Below are 16,722 nucleotides of genomic sequence, written 5' to 3'. Positions count from 1 at the left end.
AAATGCATTTATTCTGCATCACTTTAACGGCCGCGCCTGAGCCGACTTGAACCGTGAAGGCCTCAATTACGTGACCAGCCCTCTTTTAGAAGCCGTATCGCTCGCCTGTGAGCGTGACTGGCGGATGTTGTTCGAGAACCTCGAATTGCGTCTGGCCAGCGGTGACATGTTGCAAATCAGCGGCCCCAACGGCAGCGGCAAAACCAGCCTGCTGCGATTGTTGGCGGGCCTGATGCAGCCGACGGCGGGGGAAGTACGCCTCAACGGTCAGGCCTTGAGCAGTCAGCGCCATGAACTGACGACCAACCTGCTGTGGATCGGCCATGCCGCCGGGATCAAGGATTTGCTCACCGCCGAAGAAAACCTGGGCTGGCTCTGTGCGTTGCACCGCCCGGCCACCCGCGAAGCGATCTGGACGGCACTGGCAGCGGTAGGGCTCAAGGGCTTTGAAGATGTGCCGTGCCACACCTTGTCGGCCGGCCAGCAGCGGCGTGTGGCGCTGGCCCGTTTGTATCTGGACAGCCCGCCGTTGTGGATTCTCGACGAGCCTTTTACCGCGCTCGACAAACAAGGCGTGGCGCAACTCGAAGAACACCTGGCCCGCCACTGCGAAAGCGGCGGCATGGTGGTGCTTACCACACACCATACGTTGAGCCGGATGCCGGCCGGTTATCGCAATATCGACCTGGGGCAGTGGGCTGTATGAGTGTGTTCGCAACGTTGGTAACGCGTGAGGCGCGCTTGCTGTTTCGCCGTCCGGCCGAGTTGGCCAACCCCCTGGTATTTTTTGCAATTGTGATCGCCATGTTCCCTTTGGCAGTCGGACCCGAGACTCAATTGTTGCAAACCTTGTCTCCGGGGCTGCTGTGGGTCGCAGCGCTTTTAGCGGTTTTGCTCTCGCTGGACGGGCTTTTTCGCAGTGATTTTGAGGACGGATCCCTTGAACAGTGGGTCCTTTCGTCGCACCCCCTGCCACTACTGGTCTTGGCCAAAGTGCTGGCACACTGGCTGTTCTCCGGCCTGGCGTTGGTCATCCTGTCGCCACTGCTGGCCTTGATGCTGGGGCTGCCGGTAGCCTGCCTGCCGGTGTTGCTGATGTCGTTGCTGCTCGGGACGCCGGTATTGAGCCTGCTCGGGGCCGTGGGGGCTGCGCTGACCGTTGGCCTCAAGCGTGGCGGCCTGCTGCTGGCGTTGCTGATTTTGCCTTTATATATCCCGGTGCTGATCCTGGGCAGTGGCGCCTTGCAGGCGGCACTCCAGGGCATGCCCGCAACCGGTTATCTGCTGTGGCTTGGTAGCCTGACCGCCCTGGCAGTAACCCTGACACCCTTTGCTATAGCTGCCGGCCTGAAAATCAGCGTCGGTGAATAATGAGGTCTGGTCCCCGTGGACCAGTAAAGACCCTGGCTGGCATGACACTCGACCTGTCGTGACCGGCACCGTGATGGAAACAGCGTGATGAACTGGACTTGGTTTCACAAACTCGGCTCGCCCAAATGGTTCTATGCCATTAGTGGGCGGCTGTTGCCGTGGTTAAGCATTGCTGCCGTGTTGCTGATCACCTGCGGGGTGGTCTGGGGCCTGGCGTTTGCGCCGCCGGACTACCAGCAGGGCAACAGTTTCCGGATCATTTATATCCATGTTCCGGCCGCCATGCTGGCGCAGTCCTGCTATGTGATGCTGGCGGTGTGCGGTGTGGTGGGCCTGGTCTGGAAGATGAAAATCGCCGACGTGGCGCTGCAGGCTGCCGCGCCCATCGGTGCCTGGATGACTGCCGTGGCGCTGATCACCGGTGCCGTCTGGGGCAAGCCGACCTGGGGCTCGTGGTGGGTCTGGGATGCGCGCCTGACCTCGATGCTGATCCTGCTGTTTCTGTATTTCGGCCTGATTGCCCTGGGCAATGCCATCACTAACCGCGACAGCGCGGCCAAGGCCTGCGCGGTGTTGGCGATTGTGGGCGTGATCAATATCCCGATCATCAAGTACTCGGTGGAGTGGTGGAACACCCTGCATCAGGGCGCGACCTTCACCCTCACCGAAAAACCGGCCATGCCCATGGAAATGTGGATGCCGCTGCTGCTCACGGTGCTGGGCTTTTATTGCTTCTTTGGCGCAGTGCTGCTGTTGCGCATGCGCCTGGAAGTGCTCAAGCGCGAGGCCCGCAGCAGCTGGGTCAAGGCTGAGGTGTTGAAGGCACTGGAGGGCGCGCGATGAGTTTTGCTTCTTTTGGTGACTTCATCGCCATGGGCCATCACGGGGTGTATGTCTGGTCGGCCTACGGCATTTGCCTGGCGGTACTGGCGTTGAACGTGGCGCTGCCGATCATGGCGCGCCGACGTTATTTGCAACAAGAGGCGCGTCGTTTGCGTCGGGAGAATATGAAGTGAATCCGCTGCGTAAAAAACGTTTGATCATCATCCTGGCGATTCTGGTGGGTGTGGGCGCTGCCGTGGCCCTTGCCCTGAGCGCCTTGCAGCAGAACATCAACCTGTTCTATACCCCGACCCAAATCGCCAATGGCGAAGCGCCACTGGACACCCGTATCCGTGCCGGTGGCATGGTTGAAGCCGGATCGCTCAAGCGTTCGGGCGACTCGCTGGACGTACAGTTCGTGGTCACCGATTTCAACAAGTCCGTGACCATCACCTACCGCGGCATCCTCCCGGATCTGTTCCGTGAAGGGCAGGGCATCGTCGCGCTGGGCAAGCTCAATGCCCAGGGCGTGGTAGTGGCCGATGAAGTGCTGGCCAAGCACGACGAAAAATACATGCCGCCTGAAGTCACCAAGGCGTTGAATGAAAGCGGCCTGTCCGCGCCTGTGCCGGCGAGTGAGGGTAAGTACTGATGTCTGGACTCTATATTCCTGAATTGGGCCATCTGGCCATGATTCTGGCGCTGTGCTTTGCCATTGTGCAGGCCATCGTGCCGCTGCTGGGTGCCTGGCGCGGCGACAAATTGTGGATGAGCCTGGCGCAACCCGCCGCCTGGGGGCAGTTTGCCTTCTTGTTGTTCTCGTTCGGCTGCCTGACGTATGCCTTCATGGCCGATGATTTCTCGGTGGCGTACGTGGCGAGCAACTCCAACAGTGCGCTGCCGTGGTACTACAAGTTCAGTGCCGTGTGGGGCGCCCACGAAGGTTCGCTGCTGCTGTGGGCCATGATTCTGGGTGGCTGGACCTTCGCCGTGTCGATCTTCTCGCGGCAATTGCCGCAAGTGATGCTGGCGCGGGTGCTGGCGATCATGGGCATGATCAGCGTGGGCTTCCTGCTGTTTTTGATCCTGACCTCGGATCCTTTCGTACGCTTGCTGCCGCAGATTCCTTCGGACGGTAATGACCTTAACCCGCTGCTGCAGGACATCGGCCTGATTGTTCACCCGCCGATGCTGTACATGGGTTATGTCGGTTTCTCGGTGGCCTTTGCTTTCGCCATTGCCGCCTTGCTGGGCGGTCGACTGGACGCTGCATGGGCACGCTGGTCCCGCCCGTGGACCATCGTGGCGTGGGCCTTCCTCGGTATCGGCATCACCCTGGGTTCATGGTGGGCGTACTACGAACTTGGCTGGGGCGGCTGGTGGTTCTGGGACCCGGTGGAGAACGCCTCGTTCATGCCGTGGCTGGTGGGCACTGCCCTGATTCACTCGCTGGCCGTGACCGAAAAACGTGGTGTGTTCAAAAGCTGGACCGTACTGCTGGCCATTGCCGCGTTTTCCCTGAGCCTGCTGGGTACTTTCCTGGTCCGTTCCGGCGTACTGACTTCGGTGCATGCATTCGCCTCCGACCCTGAGCGCGGCGTTTTCATCCTGATCTTCCTGCTGTTTGTGGTGGGCGGCTCGCTGACCCTGTTTGCGTTGCGTGCGCCAGTGGTCAAAAGCCACGTCAGCTTCAAGCTGTGGTCGCGGGAGACCTTGCTGCTGGGCAACAACCTGGTGCTGGTGGTGGCCGCGTCGATGATTCTGCTCGGCACCCTGTACCCGCTGATTGTGGATGCCATCAGCGGCGCCAAGATGTCGGTGGGCCCGCCGTACTTCAACGCCATGTTCATCCCGCTGATGGGGTTGCTGATGGTGGTGATGGCGGTGGGCATGCTGGTGCGCTGGAAAGACACCCCGGTCAAATGGCTGTTGGGCATGCTGACCCCGGTTTTGCTGGGCAGCGCCGCGCTCTCGGCGATTGCCGGCGTGGCCTATGGCGATTTCAACTGGGCCGTGCTGACCACCTTTATGCTGGCGTCCTGGGTGTTGCTGGCCGGGGTGCGCGACATTGGTGACAAAACCCGTCACAAAGGCCTGGTCAAAGGCGTACGCAGCCTGACCCGCAGCTACTGGGGCATGCAGATTGCCCACCTGGGTATCGCCGTGTGCGCCCTGGGTGTGGTGCTGTCGAGCCAGAACAGTGCCGAGCGCGATTTGCGCCTGGCGCCGGGCGAGTCGATGGAGCTGGGCGGTTATCACTTCATCTTTGAAGGTGCCAAGCACTTCCAGGGCCCGAACTTCACGTCGGACAAAGGCACCGTGCGTGTGATCCGTAACGGCAAGGAAGTCAGCGTGCTGCACCCGGAAAAACGCCTGTACACGGTGCAGAACTCGATGATGACCGAGGCCGGGATCGACGCCGGTTTCACCCGTGATCTCTACGTCGCCCTGGGCGAGCCCTTGGGCGATGGCGCCTGGGCGGTGCGGGTGCATGTGAAGCCGTTTGTCCGCTGGATCTGGTTTGGCGGCCTGCTCACAGGTTTTGGTGGATTGCTGGCAGCGATGGACCGTCGCTACCGGGTCAAGGTTAAAAGCCGCGTGCGTGAAGCATTGGGCATGACAGGAGCCACGGCATGAGACGCTGGTTGATGCTGATCCCCCTGGCCGTGTTCTTGGGCATGGCGTGGTTTCTCTACAGAGGCTTGTACCTGGATCCGACCGAGTTGCCGTCGGCGATGATCGACAAGCCGTTCCCGGCATTCAGCCTGCCTGCGGTGGAGGGCGACAAGGTCCTGACCGAGGCCGACCTCAAGGGCAAGCCTGCGCTGGTCAACGTGTGGGCCACCTGGTGCATTTCATGCCGGGTCGAACACCCGATGCTGACCAAGCTGGCCGAGCAGGGCGTGGTGATCTACGGCGTGAACTACAAGGACGTCAACGCGGACGCGAAAAAGTGGCTCAAGGAGTTCCACAACCCGTACCAGCTGGACATCGACGATGCTGATGGCACCCTGGGCCTGAACCTGGGTGTGTACGGCGCGCCCGAGACATTCCTGATCGACAGCAAGGGCATCATTCGCCACAAGTTTGTGGGTGTGATCGACGAAACCGTGTGGCGCGAGCAGCTTGCGGGCAAATATCAGGCACTGGTTGACGAGGCCAAACCATGAAGCGCTGGCTAGCCGCTGTGGTGTTCGGGTTGACGTTGACGGGTATTGCCCATGCCGCCATCGACACCTATGAGTTTGCCAACGACGCCGAGCGCGAGCGTTTTCGCGAACTGACCAAGGAACTGCGCTGCCCCAAGTGCCAGAATCAGGACATTGCCGATTCCAACGCACCGATTGCTACCGACCTGCGCCGCGAGATTTTCCGGATGCTGGGCGAGGGCAAGGACAACCAGCAGATCCTCGATTTCATGGTCGCCCGCTACGGCGATTTCGTGCTCTACAAACCGGCCCTGACCAGCAAGACGGCAGTGCTCTGGTTTGGCCCGCTGGCCTTGCTGGTGGGGGGGCTAGTGGTGATTGGCGTCATCGTGGGGCGCCGTCGTCGCACAGGGCAGACCGAAAGCTCGGACACACTTTCTGTCGAGGAGCGCAAGCGCCTCGACACTTTGCTGGATAAAACCAAAGATGATTGATTTCTGGCTCGCAGCAGGCCTGCTGCTACTCATAGCCCTCAGCTTTTTATTGATCCCGGTATTGCGTGGCCGCCGCGCCCAGCGCGAAGAAGACCGCACCGCATTGAATGTCGCGCTGTACCAGGAGCGAGTCGCCGAGTTGCAGCAGCAGCGCGAAGAGGGCGTGTTGACCCCCGAGCAATTTGAAACCGGCCGCGCCGAAGCGGCCCGCGAATTGCTCGCTGACACCGAAGGCGTTGCTCCGGGTCGGGTTTCCAGCCTGGGCAAGGCCATTCCGTTGCTGGCGGCTGTGCTGGTGCCGGTGCTGGGCTTGGGGCTGTACCTGCACTTTGGTTCGAGCGATAAAGTCGAGCTGACCCGCGAGTTTTCGCAACCGCCGCAATCCCTTGAAGAAATGGTCGCGCGCCTGGAGCGTGCCGCTGCTGCGCAACCGGATTCGGCCGAAGGCCTGTACTTCCTGGGTCGCGCCTACATGGCGCAAAACCGTCCGGCGGAGGCGGCCAAGGTGTTCGAGCGCGCTGCCAACCTGGCCGGGCGTCAGCCTGAGTTGCTGGGCCAGTGGGCGCAGGCGAAGTACTTCGCCGACGACAAAAAGTGGAGTGACACGCTCCAGGCACTGACCGACGAAGCCCTCAAGGCCGACCCGAAAGAAGTCACCAGCCTGGGTCTGCTGGGCATTGCCGCCTTTGAAGAGCGGCGCTTCCAGGAGGCCATTGGCTACTGGCAGCGTTTGATGGATGAGCTGCCCGAAGGCGATGCTTCACGTTCTGCCCTCGAAGGCGGTATCGCCAAAGCCCGCGAGCAGCTGCAGGCCAGCGGCGCCAAGGTGGAGGCGGCGCCGGTGGCCAAGGCGATGGCGTCGATCAAGGTGAACGTCGATCTGGCGGATGCGGTCAAGGCCAGTGCCTTGCCGGGCGACAGCGTATTCATTTTCGCCCGTGCGGTATCCGGCCCACCGGCACCGCTCGCGGTCAAGCGCGTGACCGTTGCGGACCTGCCGATTACGGTTGAGCTGGGCGATGTCGACGCAATGATGCCGCAATTGAAACTGTCCAACTTTCCTGAAGTCCAACTGATGGCACGCATCTCCCGTGCTGGTCAGCCGACGGCGGGCGAGTGGGTAGGGCGTAGCCAGCCGTTGTCCAGCAGCACTCAAGAGCTGCAACAGCTGACGATCGACAGCCCGGACAAGTAATTTCCTGATTGTGGGAGCGAGCAAGACCGCTCCCGCAGACAGAGGTTTAGCCGGCACAATAAATAATGACTCACAAGAGAAGTCACCATGGCCGTATTTGCACGCATCACCCTGCTCAGCCTGGTCCTTGGCCTGAGCGCCTGTGCGGTTCATCAGCCTTATGAGCCGACGGCGCCATCAACGCCGATGCCGCAGCCAACGCCCCAGCCTTCCGGCAAACCGCTGCCGGACATGCCGATCCCCAAGGCGCCGAAACCCTTGCCACGCACCTCGGCCACCTTCGCCCCGCCGCCGGGTGGCCCCAGTCACTGGGATGCGCGCATGGGCGTTTACGTGCTGGACAACCAGACCAACATTTTCTACCGCCAGCGTGCCTACTACCGTTGGGACAACGGCTGGAGCCGTTCGGTGAGCCCCAACGGGCCGTGGGAAGAGACTGACATCAGCGGCGTACCGCCAGGGTTGAGTCGGCAATTCAAGTAGTGCTCAACGGCGACCTTCGGGTCGCCGTTTTTGTTTGTGGTCGGACGTTGGGTGCCAACCAGCACAATTTGACTCGAATCTGTATACTTCACGTCCGTTCGCGTCAGGGTTTTACGCTTCTGATGTAGGACTTATCTCCCGGCACCTGCCGGCCATTGCTGCAAGCACCGGGCTCAACGTGCTAGCGCACGCTTTGCCTTTTGACCTGGGACGCCACTTGCGTTCCGTCACTTGCCAGCCATCACTCTGACAACCCACGGACCTCTGTCCGCTATCGCCTGCCTGTCAGGAATTCCGGGTTGTTGCGCTTGCCGATTCCTGGCCTTTCGTTGCGTCAGTAGCGATTGCGCGCACATAAAAAAGGAGAAAGGAATGTTTCAACTTTCCACCCTCACTGTGTTGCTGCTTATGTTTTGTTTCTATGGCCTGACTTTTCTGGTTTCTTTGCGTGTGGGTCGCAAGGAAGAAAATGTCGACGGTTATATGGTTTCCAATAACTCCATCGGTTTTGGCATGTCAGCCGCCAGCATGACGGCCACCTGGATCTGGGCGGCATCGTTTTATGCCGCCGCCACTGCGGGTTACAAATTCGGGATCTCGGGGGCGCTGCACTACGGCTTCTGGGGCGCGCTGATGATTTTGTTCATTTACCCCTTTGGCCGGCGATTTCGGCAGCTGGCACCCAAGGCCCACACGCTCGCTGAAATCATGCATGCACGGCACGGGCGCTCCAGCCAGATGATTCTGGCGGGTTCCAATATTGTCGGCAGCCTCATCAGCCTGATGGTCAACTTCACCGCCGCCGGGGCGTTGGTGGCGGTGCTCTCGCCGCTTAGTTTTACCCACGGCGTTCTGATTGCGGGCGTGGGTATTCTCACCTACACCATCTGGTCGGGATTTCGCTCGTCGGTGCTCACAGATTTCGGTCAGCTGTTCGCCATGATCTTCGCTGCCGTGGTGATCATTCCGATTATTTTCTTTCAGCTGGGCGGCCCGGAACTCTTTGCCCAGGGCATGCCGAAGATCACGCCCGAGCAAGCCAGCTTCTATTCCAAAACCGCGATTCTTGAACAGGGTGCGCCGTACTTCGTCGCCGTGCTGGCCTACGCCATCGGCAATCAGACCATCGCCCAGCGCCTGTTTGCCGTGCGCGAGGACTTGATGAAGTCGACCTTCGTCACGGCCACCATCGGTTATGCCTCAATCGTGATCGGGCTTGGCATGCTGGGCTTTATGGCATTGCTGGCCGGTATCGAACCGCTGGACGGCGATCTCAACAACCTGATTCCGCAAATGGCTTCGACCTACTTGCCGCCTTTTGCGGTGGGGCTGTTTTTCATCATGGTGATTGGTTCGCTGTCATCCACTGCCGACTCGGATCTGTCCGCGTTGTCGGCACTGGTCATGACCGACGTGTATGGCAAGAACATCGCCAAGGGCAAGCCAAACCCCAAAACCATGTTGTTTGTGGGGCGCCTGACCATGGTGCTGGCAACGATGCTGGCAATGATTTTCGCCAGCATGAAACTCGACATTCTGACCATGCTGATTTTTGTCGGTGCGCTGTGGGGTGCCATCGTGTTCCCTGTCATCGCCAGCCTGTATTGGGAACGGATTACCAATGCAGCGTTTACCAGTGCGGCGATCGCAGGCTTTGTGATGTTTTTGGTCGCGCGGTTCGAGTTGCTGGAGATGCAGGGTTTGGTGGCGCTGTTTTTCGAAGGTTGCGCCTCGATAGGCGGCGGGGTGGTGATCGGATTGATGGCATTCGGCTTCTTGGGTAAGCGCGCCGGGTTTGTGCTGGGTGCGCTGGCCTTTATGGTGTTTGCGCCCTTTGCGTTTGGTTTTTTACGTGATTACCCGGTACTGCTCAGCTCATTGACGGCCTATGGCGTCAGTACGGTGGTGTGTGTGCTGGTGAGTTTGCGTTCCAACCAGACATTTGATTTTGACTGCATCAACGAGCGGGTGGTGGCTTTTCACCACAACCCTGAGCCTGACACTGAAAACGGAGCCTCCCCATGTCCAGTTTCGCTTTGACTGCTTATGTATTGATCTGGCCGGCCATCGCGGCCGTGGTGATGCTGACACTGTGCGTGAGCCTGTGGCGCGACATGCGCAAGGCCAGGCGTGACGGTACGGATCTGGTTTAACCCGTGTAACAGGGGCTAAGACGAGAAGGCCGCGATCTGCATGTACAGCCGATCGCGGCTTTTGTGTTTCTGCACCCGCGACAAAATCGCGCCATTTTTCCCCTGATTGTGTAGGGTGCTACGGGTCGTTATCAGGAGCTGGCCATGAGCCCATTTGAATTCAAGCAAGTTGATGTCTTCAGTACAGTTGCACTCAAAGGCAACCCGGTTGCCGTGGTGTTGAACGCTGACAGCCTGACCGACGCGCAGATGGCCGACTTTGCGCGCTGGACCAATCTCAGTGAAACCACCTTCGTGCTGAAACCGCAAAATCCTGAAGCGGATTACCGCTTGCGCATCTTTACCACCCTGAAAGAACTGCCGTTTGCCGGGCACCCGACGCTGGGCAGCTGTCACGCCTGGCTGGAAGCCGGGGGCACGCCCAAGGGTGAAGAAATCATTCAGGAATGCAGTGCAGGCTTGATCAGAATCCGCCGCGACGCCGGGCAACTGGCCTTTACGGCGCCACCTCTGTTGCGTACCGGCGCTGTCGAGAGTGAATTGCTGCAACGTATCTGTTGTGGCCTGGGTATCGAGTTGCAGGCGGTGGTGCTGGCGCGTTGGGTCGACAACGGTCCCGGCTGGGTGGCGCTGATGCTGCGCGACCGCGAGCAGGTACTGGCTTTAAACCCGGATTACGCACAATTGCTGGGCCTGTCCATCGGGGTGGTAGCACCCTGGAATGCCGGGCGTGAGGGTGATGAGGCGCAGTTTGAAGTGCGTGCGTTCTGTGCCGGTGAAGGCATGCCCGAAGACCCGGTCACTGGCAGCCTGAATGCCGGGCTGGCCCAGTGGTTGATCGGTGACGGTCTGGCCCCGGCGCGCTATGTGGCCAGTCAAGGGACGGCAATGGGACGAGCAGGGCGCGTAGCCATTGAGCAGATCGGCGACGATATCTGGGTGGGCGGTTCGGCAGTGACCTGTATTTCGGGTTGGTTGAGCATTTGAGCTGGACGGTTGCTTGACCTGTCAGAAGTTACAGGTCAAGCCCGGGTTACACGCTGATACATTGAGAGTATTCGAGCACGGTGCTCGGCGTTGATCAGGTTGGTCAACCTGTCCACGGAGCGTCCGCATGAATACTCTTCTGCACTCCCGCACTCCGATGTTGAATGTCATCGACAGCCGTGGTCTGCCCGTACGCCAAGTGGCGTACTGGCGGTGTGATATGAGTGCTCCATGCCCCGAATCGAGGACGACCACCTGGCACTATGACGGCGCCGGGCATCTGGTGGAGCAACGTGATGCACGGTTCACACAACCGACGGGTCGAGCGAACCTGATCAGGCACTGCAGCTTGTCGGGGAGCGAGTTGCTGGCGGACAGCGTCGACGCCGGGTGGCAAGCGGGATTAAAGGACGCTTGCACACAGGGGTTGGAAAGTTGGGATGGTCGAGGCAGAAATTGGCAGCAGGTTTACGATGATCAATTGCGTCTGATCGAGGTTCGTGAGCGCCAGGGCAGTGCCGATTTCCTGACGTGTGAACGGCTGAGTTATGGCAGTCACTCACCGTTTTTTGCCGATCACAATCAATGCGGGCAACTGATCCGTCACGATGATCCGTCGGGGGTTGAACGGTTCAAAAACTATGGGTTGACCGGTCAGGTTGTGGAACAAACACGCCAATTTGCAACGGGTACGGCGCAACCCGACTGGTCGCAGCCGCTTGCGACGCTTGAGCTGGACGACGAGGCCACCACCCACTCGTTGTTTAACGCCTTGGGCGATCTGTGCGAGCAGGTTGACGCGAAGAATAACCGGCAGATCTTGCGTCAGAATGTGAGCGGCCGATTGGGCGAAGTGCAGTTGCAGCTGGAGGGTGACGCGATTGCGAAAGTGCTGCTCGGCGCCATTCGTTATAGCGCCCATGGCCAGGCAGAACAGGAAGTCGCCGGTAATGGTGTGATCAGTACGCGCAGTTACCGGCCTGAAAGCGGGCGGCTGGACAGATTGCATGTTCGCTCACTAGAAGGGGCTGCCTTGCAGGCGCTGCAGTATGAGTACGACCCGGTTGGCAATGTGCTGAGTATCGAGGACAAGGCCCAGCCGATTCGCTTTTTTGCCAATGTGGCCATCGAACCGCTCAGTCGCTTTGGGTATGACTCGCTGTATCAATTGATCGAGGCCACCGGTTTCGAGGCCGGTGAAGCCAGCAAGGGGCCCGCTTCAGTTGCAGACCCGATGGCGCGTATGCCTTATCGCCAGACGTATCGCTACGACCCGGGTGGAAATTTATTGGAGCTGACCCACGCAGGCCCCCAACACCACGGTCATCGTTTAGTCGCTGCTGCCAGCAGCAACCGTTGTTTACCTGTGCGCGAAGGTGTGGAGCCGACCGAGGAGGATTTTCGTCGCGGGTTCGATGCTGGCGGAAACCTGTTGCAGTTACAGCCGGGCTGGAAACTGACCTGGAATTCGCGCAACCAGTTGAGCGAGGTGTGTCCCGTCGTGCGTGAGGGAGGGGTCAATGACAGCGAGCGGTATGCCTATGACGCGCAGGGCAGGCGAGTGCGCAAAGTCAATGAGGCGTACACCCAGGCAGGCAGTGTGGTGAGCGAAGTGCGTTATTTGCCCGGCCTTGAGGTCCGGACCCGGTCGGCAACAGGCCAGCGGTTGTGGGTCATCGACATTGAAACCGGTCACACCAGGGTGCAGGTGCTGCACTGGGAAAATGATCTGCCGCCTGGGCAGCTCAACGACAGCTGTCGTTACAGCTTCACGGATCATCTGGGGTCGTGCGCATTGGAAGTGGACGCGTTGGCGCGGGTGATCAGTCGCCAGGTCTATCACCCGTTCGGGACCACGGCTGTAAGCGAGAGGGGGGACTCGAGCGAAAACAGTTACCGCACTCAACGCTATGCGGGCAAGGAACTGGATGCGACCGGGCTTTACTATTACGGGCTCAGGTATTACGCCCCGTGGTTGCAACGGTGGCTGAATCCGGACCCTGCGGGGAGCGTCGATGGCTTGAATCCATATCGAATGGTCAAGAACAACCCGGTGCTGTACACGGATGTGCTGGGGCTGGTGCCTGAAGACTTTAACCGCACCGAAAGCGCGCCTGTCGCTGAGATGCCTGTTGCTGTCGCCCGCTCGCCAGGCCTGCTGTCGCTTATAGGGTCAGGCCTGGGCAGGTTCGGCCAGGACGTGTTCAACACGGTGCGCAGCATTGTGTCAGCGGTGAGCAGCGTTTATCGGCATGTGTATCGTTCTGTGCAGGGCGTTGCCCACGAGAAGTCGGTCACGCTCAATTATCCGGATTTCACGATTAAACAGTTCGAGTTGCACAGCCCTTCAGCGCCCAAGGAGTTAATGATTCTGGCGCACGGCAGGTTGCAGTCCCCGGTACACAAGATCTATTCGGCCAGCCATAACCTTAGTTTTTATGCCCATCAGAATCAGGATATGTCGGCTGCCCCGAATGATTTTTACAGGTTCCAGGCCCGCAAAGTGGAGGTTGAACCTGTTGAGAAAATTCACGTAGGAGAAGAGTCGCGGGACTATAAGCTCATGCGCACCCCTGAAGCTGAAAGTCGCGTGTCGTCGTTTTTTCATCAGGGGCAGTTGCTGAATTCTAAACCTGAGATCACGTCGTTAGCTGACCTGGGGAACCAGAACTTCCATGATGTGCTGACGATCAAGCCGGGAAGGGATATTTCGCTCAGCAAGATACTCAAGCAAGTGCCCGGCTATTCACAGGTGCACTGCTTCTTTTGCCGGAGCCGAAACGGCAGCCCGACGGCCTATGAGCCGTTTGCCAAACGAACGCCTGCTGCGGGCCATTGACTGAAAAGGCTCAGCCCGAAGGCGCAGGTTTTACCCACGGGGGGCAATAATTACGCCCCCTTGGCTTTCACCGCCCGTTTTGGCTTGGCCTTGCCGGTTGCGGCCTTGCGTTTCTTTTTCCAGGCAGGTGCCGCACCCGCCGGGCTGGCCGGGCCGCTGATGGTCAGCGTCAGGGCGCTGCAACGCTCGATGTGCTTGCTCATCCAGGCCGCCTGCTTGGCGACGAATACATCGAGGGTCATTTCGCCGCTTTGCACCATGTCCAGCGCCTGTTCCCAGATGGCCGTGGTGCCGGGGTCGGCGATGGCGCGGGGCACGGCGTCGATCAGGCTGAAGGCGGGCGCCGTGGCGGCCAGGGCCTTGCCGTTTTTGATCAGGTAACCGCGGTCCAGCAAGCCCTGGATGATGCCTGCCCGGGTGGCTTCGGTGCCGATGCCGGTGGTGTCCTTGAGCTTTTGCTTGAGCAGTGGGTCTTGCACCAGCTTGGCGACGTTTTTCATCGCCTTGATCAGGTCGCCTTCGGTGAAGGGCTTGGGTGGCTGGGTCCACAGGTCTTTGAGGTTGACCCCGGCAATCGCGCAGTCCAGGCCTTCGCGCAATGCAGGCAACGGTTGTGGTGCCGGGGCTTCGCGGCCCTTGGCCGGGGCCAGGGCTTCGGGCAGTGCGCGCTTCCAGCCGGGCTCGACGATTTGCTTGCCGACGGCACGCACATTTTGTCCTGCGCAATCGAAGTCGGCCTGGGTGCGGTCGTATTCGTGGTTGGGCAGAAATTGCGCCAGGTAGCGTGCGCGAATCAGCGTATACACGGCGCGGTGTTTGCCGCTCAGGCGTTCAAGGTTTTTGGCGGCCGCCGTGGGGATGATGCCGTGGTGGGCGCTGACCTTGGCATCGTTCCAGGCCCGTGAACGGCGCTGGGGGTCCAGATGTGCGGCCAGTGCCCCCAATGCCGGGTCTGCGTGCTGCAGGGCGCTCAGGATCGACGGTGCTTCACCGTGCTGGCTTTGCGGCAGGTAGCCACAGTCGCTGCGCGGGTAGGTGATCACTTTGTAGGTTTCGTACAGGGCCTGGGCGACGTCCAGGGTTTCCTGGGCGCCCAGGCCGAGTTTTTTTGAACACACCTCTTGCAGCGTGCCCAGGTCGAACGGCAAGGGTGCCACTTCACGCATGCGCTCGGTGCGCAGCTTGATCACCCGGGCGCTGCTGGCGCTATTCATCGCGGCGGCGGCCTGCTGTGCATGGGCCTGGTTGAGGCAGCGGTCCTGGTCGTCGCACGTGTCGGGATCCGCGCGCCATTGTGCGGTGAACAACTGCCCGTCGTGTTTGAGTTGCACATCAATGGCCCAGTAGGCCACGGGGATAAAGTCGCTGATGCTGCGATCACGGTCGACGACCAGGCGCAGCGTCGGGGTTTGCACCCGGCCCACCGGCAACACGCCCTGATAGCCGGACTGGCGACCGAGCAGGGTGAACAGGCGGCTCATGTTCATGCCGATCAACCAGTCGGCCCGTGAGCGTCCCAGTGCCGAGTGGTAGAGGTTGAAGGTTTCGGCCCCCGGTTTGAGTGCGGCCAGGGCCTTGCGAATGGAGGCGTCGTCCAGGGCTGACAGCCACAGGCGCTGGATCGGGCCGCGATAGCGGCAGTGCTCGACCAGCTCGCGGGCGATCATCTCGCCTTCACGGTCGGCGTCGGTGGCGATCACCAGTTCGCTGGCTTCCCCGAGCAGGCGCTTGACGGCCTTGAACTGGCTGGCGGTCTTGGGCTTGACGCGCATTTTCCATTTTTCGGGAACGATCGGCAGGTCGGCCAGTACCCAGCGCTTGTAGCGCTCGTCGTAGGCGTCGGGCGGGGCGGTTTCGAGCAGGTGGCCGATGCACCAGGTGACGGTGGCAGCGGGGCCGATCCAGCAGCCATCACCGCGTCGGCTGGCACCGAGTACGGCGGCGATATCTTTGGCCTGGGAGGGTTTTTCACACAAAAACAACCGCATCGCTCAACTCATTCAGGGTGCGCAGAAGACGCACAGCATGGGCAGAGACGGGCGCGAGGGCAAGTGTTTTTACTGGTTTTTTGTACAGCTATTGCGGGGAGGGTAATGCTCTTCCCGTAGTCGCTGCCGAGGAACGAAGGCTGCGAGCTTTTAACTTGCAGCGACGGGAGTCAGGAGCTCGCAGCCTTCGTGCCTCGGCAGCGACTACGGCGCTGTCGAGGTTGGCGGGGATTATTGACCGTTATAGATCTGGTCGAACACGCCACCGTCGTTGAAGTACTTTTTCTGCACGTCGCGCCAGTCACCGAAGGTTTTCTCAACCGACAGGAAGTCGACTTTCGGGAAGCGGTCGTTGTATTTGGCCAGTACTGCCTTGTCACGTGGACGCAGGTAGTTGTTGGCGGCGATTTCCTGGCCTTCAGGGGACCACAGGTATTTCAGATAGGCGTCAGCGGTTGCGCGGGTGCCTTTTTTGTCGACCACTTTGTCGACCACGCTCACTGGCGGCTCGGCTTCTGCCGATACGCTCGGGTAGATCACTTCGAACTGGTCGCGGCCAAATTCACGGGCAATCATTTCAGCTTCGTTTTCGAAGGTCACCAGCACGTCGCCGATCTGGTTGGTCATGAAGGTGGTGGTGGCTGCACGGCCACCGGTGTCGAGTACCGGCGCTTGCTTGAACAGCTTGGCGACAAAGTCTTTGGCCTTGGTTTCGTCACCGCCGTTTTTCAGCACATAACCCCAGGCCGAGAGGAAGGTGTAGCGGCCGTTGCCCGAGGTTTTCGGGTTGGGCACGATTACCTGTACGCCGTCCTTGAGCAGGTCAGGCCAGTCGTTCAGGGCTTTCGGGTTGCCTTTGCGCACGATAAACACAGTGGCCGAAGTGAACGGCGCGCTGTTGTCGGGCAGGCGTGTGACCCAGTTCTGCGGGACCAGCTGGCCGTTGTCGGCCAGGGCGTTGATGTCGGTGGCCATGTTCATGGTAATCACGTCAGCCGGCAGGCCGTCGATGACTGAGCGGGCCTGTTTGCTGGAGCCGCCGAAGGACATTTGTATGTTGAGCTTTTCGCCGTTGTGCTCTTGTGCCCAGTGCTTCTGGAAGGCCGCGTTGTAGTCCTTGTAGAAGTCACGCATCACGTCGTAGGACACGTTCAGCAACGGCGGAGGAGTCGCTGCGTGAGCGACGCTGCCGAGGGCCAGGCCTACGGCCAGAATTGAAGCACTAAAGAGTTTTTTCACTG

The 16,722-nt window shown here is 60.1% G+C and carries 16 protein-coding genes; 14 read left to right on the top strand and 2 right to left on the bottom strand.

What is annotated here, in order from left to right; translation table 11 throughout:
* Positions 1-124 precede the first annotated feature (124 nt).
* The 14 genes from ccmA to AACY07_RS18815 all read left to right on the top strand — a co-directional run bounded on the left by ccmA (position 125) and on the right by AACY07_RS18815 (position 13,493).
* Positions 125-706 (top strand): cytochrome c biogenesis heme-transporting ATPase CcmA, encoded by a 582-nt coding sequence (ccmA, locus tag AACY07_RS18880; RefSeq protein ID WP_374105687.1) that lies wholly within the window; start codon positions 125-127, stop codon positions 704-706.
* Positions 703-1,371, top strand: a complete 669-nt coding sequence (ccmB, locus tag AACY07_RS18875; RefSeq protein WP_133076033.1) for a heme exporter protein CcmB — start codon at positions 703-705, stop codon at positions 1,369-1,371. Before ccmA ends, ccmB begins: the two co-directional genes overlap by 4 nt.
* An 84-nt stretch (positions 1,372-1,455) precedes the next feature.
* Positions 1,456-2,214, top strand: a complete 759-nt coding sequence (locus AACY07_RS18870; RefSeq protein WP_339476756.1) for a heme ABC transporter permease — start codon at positions 1,456-1,458, stop codon at positions 2,212-2,214.
* Positions 2,211-2,387, top strand: a complete 177-nt coding sequence (ccmD, locus tag AACY07_RS18865) for a heme exporter protein CcmD (protein WP_133076035.1) — start codon at positions 2,211-2,213, stop codon at positions 2,385-2,387. The genes AACY07_RS18870 and ccmD overlap by 4 nt, the downstream gene beginning before the upstream one ends.
* The gene (gene ccmE / locus AACY07_RS18860) at positions 2,384-2,845 is read left to right on the top strand and encodes a cytochrome c maturation protein CcmE (protein ID WP_133076036.1); all 462 of its coding nucleotides are present in this window, start codon (positions 2,384-2,386) and stop codon (positions 2,843-2,845) included. The genes ccmD and ccmE overlap by 4 nt, the downstream gene beginning before the upstream one ends.
* On the top strand, positions 2,845-4,830 hold the full coding sequence (locus tag AACY07_RS18855; protein ID WP_339476752.1) for a heme lyase CcmF/NrfE family subunit: 1,986 nt from the start codon (positions 2,845-2,847) through the stop codon (positions 4,828-4,830). The genes ccmE and AACY07_RS18855 overlap by 1 nt, the downstream gene beginning before the upstream one ends.
* Positions 4,827-5,363 carry a DsbE family thiol:disulfide interchange protein gene (locus AACY07_RS18850; RefSeq protein ID WP_133076038.1) on the top strand — a complete coding sequence of 179 codons (537 nt, stop codon included), beginning with the start codon at positions 4,827-4,829 and terminating at the stop codon, positions 5,361-5,363. Before AACY07_RS18855 ends, AACY07_RS18850 begins: the two co-directional genes overlap by 4 nt.
* Complete coding sequence (locus AACY07_RS18845) at positions 5,360-5,836, top strand: cytochrome c-type biogenesis protein CcmH (RefSeq protein WP_133076039.1); 477 nt, start codon at positions 5,360-5,362, stop codon at positions 5,834-5,836. Before AACY07_RS18850 ends, AACY07_RS18845 begins: the two co-directional genes overlap by 4 nt.
* Positions 5,829-7,031 (top strand): c-type cytochrome biogenesis protein CcmI, encoded by a 1,203-nt coding sequence (gene ccmI, locus AACY07_RS18840; protein WP_339476748.1) that lies wholly within the window; start codon positions 5,829-5,831, stop codon positions 7,029-7,031. The genes AACY07_RS18845 and ccmI overlap by 8 nt, the downstream gene beginning before the upstream one ends.
* Before the next feature lie 87 nt (positions 7,032-7,118).
* Complete coding sequence (locus AACY07_RS18835) at positions 7,119-7,514, top strand: hypothetical protein (protein WP_339476746.1); 396 nt, start codon at positions 7,119-7,121, stop codon at positions 7,512-7,514.
* A gap of 372 nt (positions 7,515-7,886) precedes the next feature.
* Entirely contained in the window at positions 7,887-9,554 is a 1,668-nt protein-coding gene (locus tag AACY07_RS18830) for a sodium:solute symporter family protein (protein WP_339476743.1), read from the top strand.
* Complete coding sequence (locus AACY07_RS18825; RefSeq protein WP_219261025.1) at positions 9,536-9,667, top strand: putative transporter small subunit; 132 nt, start codon at positions 9,536-9,538, stop codon at positions 9,665-9,667. The genes AACY07_RS18830 and AACY07_RS18825 overlap by 19 nt, the downstream gene beginning before the upstream one ends.
* 144 nt (positions 9,668-9,811) lie before the next feature.
* Positions 9,812-10,654, top strand: coding sequence for a PhzF family phenazine biosynthesis protein (locus tag AACY07_RS18820; RefSeq protein WP_339476740.1), 843 nt, complete (start codon positions 9,812-9,814; stop codon positions 10,652-10,654).
* 127 nt (positions 10,655-10,781) lie between these two features.
* On the top strand, positions 10,782-13,493 hold the full coding sequence (locus AACY07_RS18815) for an RHS repeat domain-containing protein (protein WP_339476738.1): 2,712 nt from the start codon (positions 10,782-10,784) through the stop codon (positions 13,491-13,493).
* Between the two features lie 50 nt (positions 13,494-13,543).
* Here the strand turns inward: AACY07_RS18815 and AACY07_RS18810 are convergent, their stop codons facing one another.
* Both AACY07_RS18810 and AACY07_RS18805 read right to left on the bottom strand, forming a co-directional pair.
* Positions 13,544-15,481, bottom strand: coding sequence for a DNA topoisomerase III (locus tag AACY07_RS18810; RefSeq protein ID WP_339476736.1), 1,938 nt, complete (start codon positions 15,479-15,481; stop codon positions 13,544-13,546).
* A 231-nt stretch (positions 15,482-15,712) separates the two neighbouring features.
* A complete protein-coding gene (locus AACY07_RS18805; protein WP_133076045.1) occupies positions 15,713-16,720 on the bottom strand; it encodes a sulfate ABC transporter substrate-binding protein in 1,008 nt (335 codons plus the stop codon).
* Positions 16,721-16,722: the final 2 nt, after the last annotated feature.

Source organism: Pseudomonas sp. RL_5y_Pfl2_69 (genome assembly GCF_963970465.1).
In the GTDB taxonomy this organism is placed as follows: domain Bacteria; phylum Pseudomonadota; class Gammaproteobacteria; order Pseudomonadales; family Pseudomonadaceae; genus Aquipseudomonas.
Note: the sequence above shows the minus strand (reverse complement) of the source record. Positions and strands in the feature narration are given on the sequence as shown.

Excerpts from the sequence above, each read along its gene's own strand:
- ccmI (WP_339476748.1), top strand. The coding sequence starts at position 5,829 with ATGATTGATTTCTGGCTCGCAGCAGGCCTGCTGCTACTCATAGCCCTC.
- ccmD (WP_133076035.1), top strand. The coding sequence starts at position 2,211 with ATGAGTTTTGCTTCTTTTGGTGACTTCATCGCCATGGGCCATCACGGG.
- ccmB (WP_133076033.1), top strand. The coding sequence starts at position 703 with ATGAGTGTGTTCGCAACGTTGGTAACGCGTGAGGCGCGCTTGCTGTTT.
- AACY07_RS18820 (WP_339476740.1), top strand. The coding sequence starts at position 9,812 with ATGAGCCCATTTGAATTCAAGCAAGTTGATGTCTTCAGTACAGTTGCA.
- AACY07_RS18850 (WP_133076038.1), top strand. The coding sequence starts at position 4,827 with ATGAGACGCTGGTTGATGCTGATCCCCCTGGCCGTGTTCTTGGGCATG.
- AACY07_RS18825 (WP_219261025.1), top strand. The coding sequence starts at position 9,536 with ATGTCCAGTTTCGCTTTGACTGCTTATGTATTGATCTGGCCGGCCATC.
- AACY07_RS18855 (WP_339476752.1), top strand. The coding sequence starts at position 2,845 with ATGTCTGGACTCTATATTCCTGAATTGGGCCATCTGGCCATGATTCTG.
- ccmA (WP_374105687.1), top strand. The coding sequence starts at position 125 with ATGTTGTTCGAGAACCTCGAATTGCGTCTGGCCAGCGGTGACATGTTG.
- AACY07_RS18835 (WP_339476746.1), top strand. The coding sequence starts at position 7,119 with ATGGCCGTATTTGCACGCATCACCCTGCTCAGCCTGGTCCTTGGCCTG.
- AACY07_RS18845 (WP_133076039.1), top strand. The coding sequence starts at position 5,360 with ATGAAGCGCTGGCTAGCCGCTGTGGTGTTCGGGTTGACGTTGACGGGT.
- AACY07_RS18810 (WP_339476736.1), bottom strand. The coding sequence starts at position 15,481 with ATGCGGTTGTTTTTGTGTGAAAAACCCTCCCAGGCCAAAGATATCGCC.
- AACY07_RS18815 (WP_339476738.1), top strand. The coding sequence starts at position 10,782 with ATGAATACTCTTCTGCACTCCCGCACTCCGATGTTGAATGTCATCGAC.
- AACY07_RS18830 (WP_339476743.1), top strand. The coding sequence starts at position 7,887 with ATGTTTCAACTTTCCACCCTCACTGTGTTGCTGCTTATGTTTTGTTTC.